General features: G+C 64.8%; 11 protein-coding genes. 7 read left to right on the forward strand and 4 right to left on the reverse strand.

Annotation, left to right across the window (positions count from 1 at the left end; all coding sequences use genetic code 11):
• Positions 1-100: 100 nt before the first annotated feature.
• The 3 genes from CDE01S_RS03110 to CDE01S_RS03120 all read right to left on the reverse strand — a co-directional run bounded on the left by CDE01S_RS03110 (position 101) and on the right by CDE01S_RS03120 (position 3,579).
• Entirely contained in the window at positions 101-2,752 is a 2,652-nt protein-coding gene (locus tag CDE01S_RS03110) for a chemotaxis protein CheW (RefSeq protein WP_066703593.1), read from the reverse strand.
• Positions 2,753-2,756: 4 nt separating this feature from the next.
• A complete protein-coding gene (locus CDE01S_RS03115; RefSeq protein WP_157077025.1) occupies positions 2,757-2,930 on the reverse strand; it encodes a hypothetical protein in 174 nt (57 codons plus the stop codon).
• A 127-nt stretch (positions 2,931-3,057) separates the two neighbouring features.
• Positions 3,058-3,579, reverse strand: coding sequence for a GNAT family N-acetyltransferase (locus CDE01S_RS03120; RefSeq protein ID WP_066703599.1), 522 nt, complete (start codon positions 3,577-3,579; stop codon positions 3,058-3,060).
• Between the two features lie 89 nt (positions 3,580-3,668).
• Here CDE01S_RS03120 and CDE01S_RS03125 point away from each other — a divergent pair, with 89 nt between their 5' ends.
• The 3 genes from CDE01S_RS03125 (at position 3,669) to CDE01S_RS03135 (ending at position 7,222) form a co-directional block, all read left to right on the forward strand.
• A complete protein-coding gene (locus CDE01S_RS03125) occupies positions 3,669-5,738 on the forward strand; it encodes a PAS domain-containing hybrid sensor histidine kinase/response regulator (protein ID WP_066703601.1) in 2,070 nt (689 codons plus the stop codon).
• Positions 5,725-6,381 (forward strand): RluA family pseudouridine synthase, encoded by a 657-nt coding sequence (locus tag CDE01S_RS03130; RefSeq protein ID WP_066703885.1) that lies wholly within the window; start codon positions 5,725-5,727, stop codon positions 6,379-6,381. Before CDE01S_RS03125 ends, CDE01S_RS03130 begins: the two co-directional genes overlap by 14 nt.
• An 85-nt stretch (positions 6,382-6,466) precedes the next feature.
• The gene (locus tag CDE01S_RS03135; protein WP_066703604.1) at positions 6,467-7,222 is read left to right on the forward strand and encodes an SDR family NAD(P)-dependent oxidoreductase; all 756 of its coding nucleotides are present in this window, start codon (positions 6,467-6,469) and stop codon (positions 7,220-7,222) included.
• Positions 7,223-7,328: 106 nt separating this feature from the next.
• Here the strand turns inward: CDE01S_RS03135 and CDE01S_RS03140 are convergent, their stop codons facing one another.
• Positions 7,329-7,568 carry an HP1242/YdcH family protein gene (locus CDE01S_RS03140; RefSeq protein WP_066703612.1) on the reverse strand — a complete coding sequence of 80 codons (240 nt, stop codon included), beginning with the start codon at positions 7,566-7,568 and terminating at the stop codon, positions 7,329-7,331.
• A 122-nt stretch (positions 7,569-7,690) separates the two neighbouring features.
• On the opposite strand from CDE01S_RS03140, the gene CDE01S_RS03145 reads away from it, so the two are divergent.
• From CDE01S_RS03145 to CDE01S_RS03160, 4 genes are all read left to right on the forward strand, one after another.
• Complete coding sequence (locus tag CDE01S_RS03145; protein WP_066703886.1) at positions 7,691-9,595, forward strand: type IV pili methyl-accepting chemotaxis transducer N-terminal domain-containing protein; 1,905 nt, start codon at positions 7,691-7,693, stop codon at positions 9,593-9,595.
• A gap of 9 nt (positions 9,596-9,604) precedes the next feature.
• On the forward strand, positions 9,605-10,297 hold the full coding sequence (locus CDE01S_RS03150; RefSeq protein WP_066703614.1) for a response regulator: 693 nt from the start codon (positions 9,605-9,607) through the stop codon (positions 10,295-10,297).
• Positions 10,298-10,451: 154 nt separating this feature from the next.
• Positions 10,452-11,708, forward strand: coding sequence for an MFS transporter (locus CDE01S_RS03155; protein ID WP_066703888.1), 1,257 nt, complete (start codon positions 10,452-10,454; stop codon positions 11,706-11,708).
• A 29-nt stretch (positions 11,709-11,737) separates the two neighbouring features.
• The gene (locus CDE01S_RS03160) at positions 11,738-13,378 is read left to right on the forward strand and encodes an MFS transporter (RefSeq protein WP_066703615.1); all 1,641 of its coding nucleotides are present in this window, start codon (positions 11,738-11,740) and stop codon (positions 13,376-13,378) included.
• Positions 13,379-13,383 lie beyond the last annotated feature (5 nt).

The raw sequence follows: 13,383 nt of genomic DNA on the forward strand, positions 1-13,383 counted from the left end.
AGGGGGAAACGAACTTCTGGCGGAGCCGGCGTATCCTACACGCCAGCCCTACACGCCGGCCCTGCACTGCTTCGACAGCCTGGGCCGGTCGCGACCGGGATCAGCGCAAGGTCGGCAGGGTACTCAGGTCCTGCGGGGCAAAGTCGCGCAGCAACCCGGCAACACAGGACTCAAGCCAGCGGCCTGACAAACGGCTCAGCAAGGCAGTCGCCGCCGACTGGTTGCCCTCGCCACTGGCCACAGAGACCACCGCGTCCACCAACCCGACGCCGTTGCGCCCCCCGGGCAAAGCGATCTCCTGCACCTTGCGGCTGTCGACTTCCAGCACGGCACCCAGGGCATCCACCCGCAAGGCCAGCTCTTGGAGCTTGCCGGATTCAGTCTGGACCAGCACCACGATGAGTTGGCGCGAATGATCGCTGTTTCGCGAAACGGGCCGCAGACCGGTCGACGTTGTCTCCTTGCCGGCGGCAATCACACTGCGCAAGTCGATCACCGGGTAGGCCCTGCTGCCGATCTGGGTGATGCCAAGAAAAGGGGGCTGAATGCCCCCTGCGTTCGCGATGGTGGCATCCGGCGCCGCCAGCAGGACTTGCGCCGCCGGCAAGCCGAGCCAATGTCCGGCCACGCAGAACGTTGCCACTTGCAGTCCATGCCCGGCCTCGATCCGGCTGCTGCGGCCGGATGGCCGGCTGCTGCTCTCTGCCCGGGCCCGCGACTGCGGCTTGCACAGGCTCCTGAGCGCCATGCAACCCAGGCCATGCGCATAACCGTCGCTGACCCGGAACTCCCGATACCCCTGCCCGCGATGCATGCCGACACCATACAAGGCGCCCGCCAGCTCCACGATGCGCTCGCCCTGCAGGCAGGCCTGCGGCGCCTGTTGACCCGACAGCAGTGCATCATTGCCATGCACGCTGATCGGGTGGCCGTCGGCATCCACAAACATCAGCAGGTCATCGGCAGCGGAGCCTTCCCCGCAGTCAGCCAGAATGGATGACAGCTGGCTGCTCGCGTCCCAGACGATACCGATGCCGCCCAGCACGGCGGCAGCGGCCGCATCCGGATCGTGGACCGCCGCCGCGTAGACAAAGGTCGGGCTGCTGCCGGAGAACTGGCTGGGTTCGAAGGCACTCACGACATAGTCCTGGCTGCTGCTCAGGTGCAGGGCCTGCACGGCCCAGTCCGCCCGGATCGGCTGCCCGATCTGCGGCACCAGTTCCGGTTTTGACACGGCAACCACCGTGCCATGCCGGTCAAACAGCACCAGGGAGGCGTACACCGTGTAAAGCGAATTGATGTACTGCAACACGCGCGTGGCATCGGCACACCCGACCGTTCCCGCACGCAGCGTGCTCACAAACTGCGGTGTCAGGGCCCACCAGCGGCAGTCGTTGGCGCGCTCGTACAGGTTGCGGTCCAGGATCTGCATCGCCAGTGAAGCACGATCCTGCACATCCCTCAGCATCGATTGGATGACAACGAAATGCAGGTCGTGCAGGGTGCTGGAGAAGGCCTGGGCTGTCTTGAACGCGGTATTGCCGATCTCGGACAACAACGTCCTGGCAAACGCCAATTCCCGGGCGTGGGCCGGCGACCCGTCCGACTCGATCCGGTTGATGTCAAGCAGGCCGTTCCAGACCGAACGCTCCAGCGCCGCCTGGATGGCGGCCGCATTGCGGGGGATGTCACGCAGGTTCGCCGCCAGCAGATCGGTGCTGCGGGCCGCCTCCAGCATCAACGGTGAACCCGCCTGCTCGTCATCGTCCCCGAATGCCATGTCCATGGGGATCATGGCCAGACCGCGCCAGCCGGGGCCGGTATAGCCCTGGAACCCGTGGGTGTCGCGCACCACCAGCAGGTACTCGCGTCCGAGATGGCGCACCGTGCTCATCCCGGCCCGGCCCGACTGCGGGATCTGCCAACCCAGGGGAAGCTGCAAGGGGTCATTGGTGCCAATCACACCACCTTGCGCATCGACCAGTGCCAGCACGATGCCATCGTCCGCGGCCGCGGCGCCTTGAATCGCGTTGAAGATGGCGGGCATCTCATCCGCCAGATTGAATTGCAGGCACAGTGTCCCGACGACCGTCCGCCCCGACTCCACGCGATGCGCATAGATCAGCGTGGACGGCCCTGACCCGGCCGAATCCATGCAGAAGTGGTGCTGCGCGTAGTGCTCGACATAGGGTGCCGTGCTGGTCTGCACCGCCTGCAGAAAGACCGCATCGCGCGGATCGGGCAGAGGCGCCGGCTCATCCGGCCGCGCCCTGAGACTGGCTCGCAGGCGTCCCTGCACATCGAACAGGAAGATGTCACAGTAGACCGAGTATTTGCTTGCGTATTCGTAGAGCCGGGCCTCAACGTCGGTGCGCGTCAGCGGATCAGTCTGCGCCAGGTACCGGGCGATGATGTCATCGGTGGCCAGAAAACTGATGTCCGCCGTGCGTTCAAACAAATTGCGCACAAGAATGTCAATGCACACCTGCGCCCGGGAAGCCAGATGATCGAGGGCGTTCTTCAGGCTCTCGGACTCCAGCCCGCGCATCATCGCGTCCGACAAGGACGCGAATTCCTGCCGTGCCCGCCCCAGGTCGCTGCCGGAGGAGGCATCCGACGACAGCCGCGACAGCGACGACAGCAAGGCCAGGTTGTCCCAGGCCGACTCCACCAGTCTCAACTCCTGGCGCCGGAGTTGCACCCGCGGCATGTACCGCAACAAACGCCCCAGATTTGAAAAAAGCTCACTCATCCTGTCATTCAAGCAACTGCTCGCCCTTCCACGAAGCATGAAACACCGGTGTATCAGCACCCATGCACGCAAGTTGTGCGCCAGGACGGCGCGGCAAGGCAGAAGAAGAAAAAAACGGAATCAGGGCCTGGCATCTGCCCATTTCGATGGCATGCCGCACCAAGAGTGCATCTTGCATGCCCTCCATGCACGCCATCGGTGCAATGGGCGTCGGGAAAGGCCCGGCGGGGCCATCACTGCATCGGGGGGCAGCGCGCAGGCCCCCGCAAAGACAGGCAGGTCCGCGGTGGACCTGCCCTGAACGCTCAGGCCGTGGCGCGCTTGAGGCGGATTTCTTCCAGGCGGAAACCGCCCACCGGCACGGTCTTGGCCGTGGTGAGTTCGCGCTTGAAGCCGGCCAGTTCGTGGAAACGCAGGGCACGCTCGTTGCCCAGCGGCAACCAGACCGTGACCTGGGTGCAGCCTTCTTCCTGCAGGCCGTCGCGCGCGGCATCCCACAGTGCCAGGCCGGCACCGGTGTCCCAATGAGAAGGCAGCACGTAGATGGCCCAGATCTCGCCCACCGTCGGCTTGGTGCCTTCGTCGCGCGAGCGGTCGTAGCCGACGAAGCCGATCACCTTGTTGTTCTCGTCAACGGCCACCTGCACCTGCGGCTCGGCGTACTCGATGGCTTCGCGCCAGAAGGCCAGACGCGCATCGGCGCCCTGGGGCTTCAGGAACTCGGCCGGAATGAGTTCGCGGTAGATGGTCTCGCTGGTGCTGGCGTGGATGGTGGCAATGGCCTTGGCGTCACGCAATGTGGCGGGGCGGATGGTGTAGCTGGACATGGAAAAGACAGACTCGTTCGAAAAACCGGGCGGCAGGCACGCCGCGAAAGCAAGCGGGCGATAATAGCGCACGCGATACCCCCACGCCCATGAGCAACGAGACACCCCAGAAATCACTGTCCCAGCTGGTCGAGGAACTGCGCAGCTACCAGGCCGAGCTGGAAGCCCAGAACGAGGCCCTGCGCTACAGTCGTATTGCCGCCGAAGGCGCCTCGGAACGCTTCGAGTCGCTGTTCTCCAATGTGCCACTGGCGCTGATGGTGGTGGACGAACTCGGCATGGTGGTGCAGAGCAATGCCATGGCCCTGCGCCTGTTCCGGCCCCAGGAATACGACCCGCCGCTGAACTTCCTGCTGCCGCTGGTCGACGAGGCGCACCTGGAGCGCGTCGGACGCTGCTTCAACGATGCGCGCCGCAACGGCAACAGTGAAGTGACCGAGGTGGTCTTTCTGCGCGGCTCGGAAGGCACGCTCACCGGCGACCTGCACATGGCGCGCATCGAGTACTCTCAGGACGACGAGATGGCGCACTTCATCTGCGCCGTCATCGATCAGGGCCCACTGCTGGCCGAGCGCCACGCACTGCAGGAAAGCGCCGAGGCGCTGCGCCAGCGCAACGAGGCCCTGCACCTGAGCGAGAACCGCATGGCGGCCATCATCAACTCCTCGCTCGACGCCATCATCTGCGTCGATGCCGACCAGCGCATCTCGGTTTTCAACCCGGCTGCCGCGGCCCTGTTCCAGTGCCCGGCCATGGAGGCCATGAACAGCTCGCTGGCGCGCTTCCTGCCGGACGCCATGCCCGCGATTGCCGCCACGCAGGTCTCCAGCCACACCCGGCTCGACGAGGTGAGCGGCCTGACGGCCAATGGCCAGCCGCTGACCCTGGAGGTCAGCGTCTCCTGCGAGCGCCATCCTCAAGGCAACATCACAACCTTGTTTGCGCGCGACCTGACGGCCCGCAAGGCCATGGAGGCGCAGCTGCGCGAGTCGCACAAGATGCAGGCCATCGGCACCATGGCCGGCGGCATTGCGCACGACTTCAACAACATCCTGGGCGCCATCCTCGGCAACGCGGCGCTGGCGATGGAAGATGCCGGACCGGACTCGCCGGCGCAGGTCAGCCTGGCCCAGATCGAAAAGGCCGGCCAGCGCGCCCGTGACCTGGTGCGCCAGATCCTCACCTTCAGCCGCAACGAGGCGCCGCGCCGCGACCCGGTCAAGCTCGCCGACGTGGTGCAGGAATGCAAGCGCCTGCTGAAGGTGACACTGCCGACCAATCTGAAGCTGCAGGCCCAGATCGATGCCGACACGCCCGACGTGCTGGCCGATTCCACCCAGGTCGGGCAGGCCTTGTTCAACCTGTGCACCAATGCCATCCACGCCATGGGCAGCAAACGCGGTACGGTGCGCATCGAGCTGGGCCATGCCCACCTCGACACCCTGCAGGCCGAGCCGCTCGGGCTGCTGCCCGGCCACTACGCCACGCTGACCGTGCGCGACACCGGCACCGGCATCGACCCGGCCACACTGCAACGCCTGTTCGAACCCTTCTTCACCACCAAGCAGGTCGGCCAGGGCACGGGCCTGGGCCTGGCCGTGGTGCATGGCGTCATGCGCACCCACATGGGTACGGTCGATGTGCAGAGCACACCCGGCGCGGGCAGCGCCTTCACGCTGTACTTTCCGGCACTCGACGAGGCCGTCGAGCCGGTGGAGCCCGCGCCCGTCAAGACGCGGCGCCCGGCCAGCGGCAACACCGCCAGCGGCCATGTCATGTATGTCGACGACGACCAGGCCCTGGTGTTCCTGATGCAGCGCGCATTGAGCCGCAAGGGCCTGAAGGTCAGCACCTACACCGATCCGCAGCAGGCCCTGGCCGCGCTGCGCGACAACCCGGCCGACATCGACCTGCTGGTGACCGACTACAACATGCCGGGCTACAGCGGCGTGGACCTGCTGCGCGATGCGGCCGCCATCCGGCCCGGCCTGCCGGTGGCACTGGCGTCCGGTTATGTCACGCCCGAGATCGAACAGGCCGCCCAGGCTGCCGGTGCACGCGCCCTGATCCACAAGCCCAATGACGTGGAGGAGATGTGCGAAACCGTGCAGCGCCTGCTTCGGGGTGAGCCCACTGCCGCGCCCGATGCAAGCGCTTGACGGCATCACCCTGAGGCATGCCGACGAGGCCCTGCTGGTACTCGACAAACCGGCCGGCCTGCTTTCCGTGCCTGGCCGCGGCCCCGACAAACAGGACTGCCTGAGTGCCCGCGTACAACGCCACTTTGCCGACGCCCTCATCGTGCACCGGCTGGATATGGCAACCTCCGGCCTGCTGCTGATGGCACGCGGCGCGGCCATGCAGCGCGAACTCAGCATCGCCTTTGCCAACCGCATGGTGCACAAACGCTACGTCGCCGTGGTCGACGGCCACCTTGAACCACCCGCTGACACATGGCAGGTGATCGAGCTGCCCATCCTGCTGGACTGGCCGCGCCGGCCGCTGCACATCATCGATCCGCGCGGCAAGCCCAGCCTGACGCGCTGGCGCGTGCTGGCACATGAAGCCGATGCAGCCGGCCTGCCACAAACCCGGCTGGAACTGGAGCCCGTGACGGGCCGCTCGCACCAGCTGCGCGTGCACCTGCAGGCCCTGGGCCACGCCATCGTCGGGGATGCGCTGTATGCCAGCGCCGAGGTTCAGGCGCGCAGCCCACGCTTGCTGTTGCACGCCAGTGCAGTGGCCCTGCAGCACCCGCTCACCGGGCTGCCTCTGCAGCTGAGCAGCCCGCCACCGTTCTGACATCGTTTTTTGCTATAAAAACAATAGCTGTTGGCACATATTCCACAAGACAAACCAGCACATTTGGCACTCCAGGGAGCTCATCATGTCTCACCCCCATCTGTACATCCTCACCGGCGCTTCGCGCGGCATGGGGCTGGCCATGGCCCGGCAACTGCTGCAGCCGGATCACGCTCTGCTGTGCATTGCACGCCAGACCAGTGAGACCCTGGCCGCGCAGGCGCGGCCAAGCGCTTGTCAACTGGAGCAATGGCCGCTGGATCTGGCCCACAGCCGTGAGGCCGCCGCCATGCTGCGCCAATGGCTGGGCCGCCCCGCTGCGCGTTATGCCAGCGCCACGCTGATCAACAACGCAGGGGTGATTCCACGCGTCAGCCCCCTGTCGGCCGCTGACCCGGACGAACTGGCGCAGGTGATGCGCGTGGATCTGGAAGCCCCCCTGCTGCTGAGCGCAGCCTTCCTCGGCGCCACCGAGGGCTGGGGCATTCCGCGCCGAGTGCTCAATATCTCGTCGGGCCTGGGACGGCGCCCCATGGCCTCGCAGGCCCCGTACTGCGCCGCCAAGGCCGGCATGGACCATTTCACGCGTTGCCTAGCGCTGGAAGAAGCCCGGAAGCCGGATAGCGCCAGGGTCTGCTCACTGGCCCCGGGCGTGATCGACACCGACATGCAGGTGCAGTTGCGCAATGCCGACCCCACCGCCTTCCCGGACCGCGGCCGTTTTGAACAACTCAAAAGCGGGGACCAGCTTGACAGCCCAGAGACCGCCGCGCGCAAGGTGCTGGCTTATCTGGCCCGGCCCGATTTCGGCACCGAGCCGGTGGCCGACGTGCGCGGTTGACCCAATACACCGGCCCAGCAAGGTGATGCGCGCCATCTGAGCGCCGTCAACGCCGTGGCACCGGCGGGGCCGGCCCCGGCGGCTCGCGGGGAAAGCGTTCGAAGCGTCAGGCCGCGTGCAGCATCTGCACGATCTCGTCCTTCAGCTTGAGGCGCTGCTTCTTGAGGTTCTCCAGGGCTTCGTCGGTCATGACGGCACCGCCGGTCTCGGCCTTGGTGATGGTGTGGTTCACCTCGTCGTAATCGTTGAACAGACGCGCGAAATGGTGGTGCGTCGTCTTCAGGGTATGGATTTTGTCTTTCAGCTGAGGGAATTCGGTGGCGATGTCGTGCTTGAGCAAATCCATGGTGGGTCTCCGTTTCAGAATGCTCCCAGTCTAAGAGGCTGGGGCCAGAAAGTCATGATCCAGATCAATTTACTCCGGCTTGCAGGGCCGGCGCGTCAGGCCCTGAAGCTAAGATGCCAGCCATGACACGCCGCAAGCACTGGAGCCTGAGCGCCAAGCTCGCCTTGGTGGCAACGCCTTTCCTGCTTCTGGCCCTGGTGGCCACGGCGGCCACGCTGTGGGTGTCGTGGCAGCTCGACGGAGGCGCCGCCGCCGTCAACGAGGCCGGTCGCATGCGCATGCAGGCCTACCGCCTCTCGCTCTCGCTGGGCACCGGGGAAATGGCCGCCGTGCCGGCCCAGGTACGCGAATTCGAGGACAGCCTGGCCGTGCTGCGCCATGGCGACCCGGAACGTCCCCTGTTCGTGCCGTGGGACGACACCGTGCAGAGACGCTTCAACGTCATCGAGCAGGACTGGAAGGTTTTCCGTTCGCTGGCAGCCACCCCGACATCGCCGCAGGAGCTGCGCACGCGGACCATCTCCTTTGTCGAGCACATCGAGGCTTTCGTCCAGGGCATCGAGCACCACATCTCGCGCTGGACCGCCATCCTGCACCTGCTGCAGACCACCATGATGGCCGTGGTCGTGCTCGGCGCACTGGTGCTGCTGTATGCCGGTCATCTGTTCGTGCTGGAGCCGGTGGGGCTGCTCAAGCAGGCGATCGAAAAGATCCAGGGCGGCGACTTCGACGCCCGCGTCGAGAAACTCACGCGCGACGAATTCGGCACGCTGGCCCAGGGCTTCAACGGCATGGCGGAGAACCTGCAGTCGATGTACCGCAATCTGGAAGGCAAGGTGGCGGAAAAGACCGCTGAACTGGAAGAAAAGCGCGAACGACTGGAAAGTCTGTACGAGGTCACAACGCTGGTGGCACACGTCACCACGCTGGATGAACTGGCGCAGGGTTTTGCCCGCAGCATCATGCGCATCGCGCATGCCGACGGCGTGGCGCTACGCTGGTCGGACCAGGCCAACCAGCGCTACCTCATGCTGGCCGCCAACGGTTTGCCGACCGACATGCTGGAAGCCGAGCACTGCATCCACAAGGGCGATTGTGATTGCGGTTCTTCCACAGGACCGGCGGCCTTGCGCGTCATCCCGATCCATGCACTGGGCAACACCAAGGAGCGGCTCTGCGGCAAGGCCGGTTTCGAGACCCTCGTCAACATCCCGGTGTGCCTGCATGAGCGCCTGATGGGCGAGGTCGACCTATTCTTCCACGCCAAGATCACCCTCTCCGCGGCGGAGCGCTCGCTGCTGGAGGCACTGGCCAGCCACCTGGCCAGCGCGATGGAGAACCTGCGTCTCAACGCACTGGAAAAAGAAGCCGCCGTGGCGCAGGAGCGCAACCTGCTGGCGCGCGAACTGCACGACTCGATCGCACAGTCGCTGGCCTTCCTCAAGATCCAGGTCCAGCTCATGCGCGATGCGCTGGCGGGCGGCGACCAGAAGGCGATCGAGCAGGTGCTGGAGGAAATCGACGTCGGCGTGCGCGAAAGTTATGGCGACGTACGCGAGCTGCTGCTGCACTTCCGCACCCGCGCCAACACAGAAGACATCGAGCCGGCGCTGGCCACCACCCTGCGCAAGTTCGAACACCAGAGCGGCCTGCAAACCCATCTGCAGATCGAGGGCCACGGCCTGCCGCTGTCGCCCGACCTGCAGATCCAGGTGCTGCACATCATCCAGGAAGCCCTCTCCAACGTGCGCAAGCATGCCCGTGCGTCGCAGGTCTGGGTCGACGTGCAGCAACAACCCGAATGGCGTTTCGAGGTCCGCGACAACGGCATCGGCTTCGTCAGCGATCGCCGTCTCGACGAAACCCATGTCGGCCTGCGCATCATGAGCGAACGGGCGGAACGCATTGGCGCCCGGATTGACGTCATCTCCACCCCTGGGCGCGGCACCTCCATCGTGCTGATCTTGCCGGCCCAGCTGACACCCTCGGCCCCCCTGCTGACGGCCGTCGCGCTTGATCCGCATTGAATATTTACCATGGCCTTGTCTGCAACCATCCGCATCCTGGTCGTCGATGACCACACCCTGTTCCGCCGCGGCCTGATGGCCCTGCTCTCGCGCGAGCCGCAGTTCGAGGTGGTGGGCGATGCCGCCGACGCCGGCGAAGCCCAACGCCGCGCCCAGGAATTGCAGCCCGACCTGATCCTGCTCGACAACCACCTACCCGGCGTGCGGGGCGTGGATGCGCTGCCGTCCCTGCGCGAAGCAGCGCCCAGCAGCCGGGTGCTGATGCTCACCGTCAGTGAGGACGAACAGGATCTGGCCGATGCCCTGAAAGCCGGCGCCGCCGGCTATCTGCTCAAGACCATCGAGGGCGACGCCCTGGCGGCGGCCATCCGCCGCGTCATGGCCGGCGAAAGCGTGCTGGCGCAGGAGATGACCAGCAAGCTGGTGGCGGCCTTCCAGGGCGCCAGCAACGGCATGCGCCCCGCCACGGCCACGGTCTCAGCGCCCCCCCCGGCAAGCTCCCCGCTGCTGGACAGCCTGTCGCCGCGCGAACGCGACATCCTGCGCGGCATCGCACGCGGCGCCAGCAACAAGGAAATCGGCCGCGAACTGGGCATCGCCGAGACCACAGTCAAGATCCACGTGCAGCACGTGCTGCGCAAACTCGACGTGAGTTCGCGCGTCCAGGCCGCCGTACTGGCCACCGAAAACGGCTTGACCTGAATCGCCCATCCGGGCTATCTTTTGACCTGCATCAAACAGGCAACGAATTCCAGTCTCACATAGTTCTTTCGAACTATGCCGCACCTGCCAGCGAAGGATGGCGCCCACGGCGCCTGAACCCTAGAGTCAGTCCATCCTTAAAAGGAGTATGGACATGGAAAAAAACAGACAAGCACTTTCGGTGCTGATCGTCAGTACGCTGGCCTTCACCGTGTGTTTCATGGTGTGGATGATGTTCGGCGTGATCGGCATCCCGATCAAGAAGGCGCTCAACCTCAACGCCACCGAATTCGGCCTGCTCACCGCGATGCCGGTGCTGACCGGCTCTCTGATCCGCGTCCCACTGGGCATCTGGACCGACAAGTTCGGTGGCCGCATCGTCATGACCATTCTGATGGCCTGCACCGTGCCGGCCATCTGGTTGATGGCCCATGCCACGCAATATTGGCATTTCCTGGTGATCGGTCTGTTCGTCGGCTTGGCCGGTGGTTCGTTCTCGGTCGGTACGCCCTATGTGGCGCGCTGGTTCCCAAAGAACCGCCAAGGTTTTGCCATGGGTGTGTATGGGGCCGGCAACTCGGGTGCTGCAGTCAACAAGTTCATCGCGCCGGCACTGGTAGTGGCCTTCGGTTGGACCATGGTGCCGCAGGTCTATGCCGCCATCATGCTGGGCACGGTCATCGTGTTCTGGTTCTTCAGCTACAGCGACCCGACCCATCTGGTGCCCAGCAACGTCAAGTTCACCGACCAGCTCCGGGCCCTGAAAGATCCGAAAGTGCTGAAGTACTGCCAGTACTACAGCATCGTGTTCGGCGGCTATGTGGCGCTGTCGCTCTGGATGGTGCAGTACTACGTGGGTGAATACGGCCTGGACATCCGTGCCGCGGCGCTGCTGGCAGCCTGCTTCTCGCTGCCCGGCGGCGTCCTGCGCGCCGTGGGCGGCTGGCTGTCCGACAAATACGGCGCCCACAGCGTGACCTGGTGGGTGATGTGGGTGAGCTGGATCTGCCTGTTCCTGTTGAGCTACCCGCAGTTCGACTTCACGGTGGCCACCACCAACGGCCCCAAGACCTTCCACATCGGCCTCAACGTCTATGCCTTCACCGTCTTGATGTTCATCCTGGGCATCGCCTTTGCCTTCGGCAAGGCCAGCGTCTTCAAGTACATCAGTGACGACTACACCGGCAACATCGGCACCATCAGCGGCATCGTCGGCCTGGCCGGTGGCCTGGGCGGTTTCGTGCTGCCCATCATGTTCGGCGCACTGGTGGACATCACCGGCATCCGTTCCAGCGCCTTCATGCTGATGTACGGCGTGGTCTGGGTCTCGCTGATCTGGATGTACTGGACCGAAGTCCGCCGTGCCGAAGTCATGGGCGCTCATGCCAAGGACTTCAGCCTGCAAGGCTGAGCCTCTCCCTTCAATACCAAGGACGCAATATGAATACGACTAGCAAAGCTGTCCAGGACAGTGGCGCCACCATCACCGACTGGCGGCCAGAAGACGAACAGTTCTGGGAAAACACCGGCAAGAAGGTCGCCTACCGCAACCTGTGGATCTCGATTCCCGCCCTGCTGTGTGGTTTCGCGGTCTGGGGCATGTGGGGCATCATCACCGTGCAGATGCTCAACCTGGGTTTCCCCTTCACCCAGGCCGAACTCTTCACGCTGACCGCCATTGCCGGCATTGCCGGGGCCACCATGCGCATTCCGGCCTCCTTCCTCATCCGCTTGGCAGGTGGTCGCAACACCATTTTCCTGACCACGGCCATGCTGCTGGCGCCGGCCATCGGCACCGGCATTGTGCTGCAACATCCCGAGTGGCCGCTGTGGGCCTTCCAGTTGATGGCGCTGTGGTGTGGCGTGGGCGGCGGCAACTTTGCCTCCAGCATGTCCAACATCAGCACCTTTTTTCCCAAGCGTCTGCAGGGAACTGCGCTGGGCCTGAACGCCGGCTTGGGCAACTTCGGCGTGACCACCATGCAGATCGTTATCCCGCTGGTGATGACCGTGCCGCTGCTAGGCGCCCTCGGCGGCGAACCCATGACGCTGGCAAAGGACAGCGGGTGGATCTTCGGCAAGATTGCCGCTGGCACATCCACTTGGATCCAGAATGCCGGTTTTGCCTGGGTGCTGTCGCTGGTACCGCTGTCCATCCTGTGCTGGTTCGGCATGAACAACCTGAAGACGGTCACGCCTGACAGCGGCAACCCGATCGTGGCCTTCGCCAAGATCACCTGGCTGTATACGCTGGCCTTCATCCCCTCGATACTCGGCCTTTATCTGTACCTGCCCAAGCCCACGGGCCTGGGCCTGATCAGCATGTGGGTGGCGATTCCCCTGGACGTGGTCAGCGCGCTGCTGATCATGAAGCTCGCCGCCTTCGGCCCGATGAAGGAGAACGTTGCCAAGCAGTTCGCGATTTTCAAGGACAAGCACACCTGGTCTTTGACGGCGCTGTACATCGTGACCTTCGGTTCCTTCATCGGCTTCTCGATGGCACTGCCGCTGGCAATGAAGGTGATTTTCGGCAGCACCCACGTGTTCAACCCGGCCACCAATGCATGGGTTCATGCCAACAACCCGAACGCGCCGACCGTGCTGGCCTATGCCTGGATCGGCCCCTTCGTCGGCGCGGCCGTGCGTCCCATCGGCGGCTGGATCTCCGACAAGGTTGGCGGCTCCATCGTCACCCAGATCATCTCGGCCGTGATGGTGTTGGCCTCGGTCGCCGTGGGCTACGTGATGATGCAAGCCTACGGTTCAGCCACACCAGAGCAGTACTTCCCCATGTTCCTGGGCCTGTTCATCGTGCTGTTCTTCGCCAGCGGCATCGGCAACGGCTCGACCTTCCGCACCATCGGCGTCATCTTCGACCGCACCCAGGCTGGCCCCGTGCTGGGCTGGACCTCGGCCATCGCTGCCTACGGCGCCTTTGTCGCGCCCATCGTGATCGGCGACCAGATCAAGGCCGGCACGCCGCAATACGCAATGTACGGCTTCGCGGTGTTCTACGCCCTGTGCCTGATCCTGAACTGGTGGTTCTACCTGCGCAAGAACGCCTACGTGAAGAACCCCTGAACGCA

Origin of the sequence: Curvibacter delicatus NBRC 14919 (assembly GCF_001592265.1) — a bacterium.
Lineage (GTDB): Bacteria > Pseudomonadota > Gammaproteobacteria > Burkholderiales > Burkholderiaceae_C > Hylemonella > Hylemonella delicata.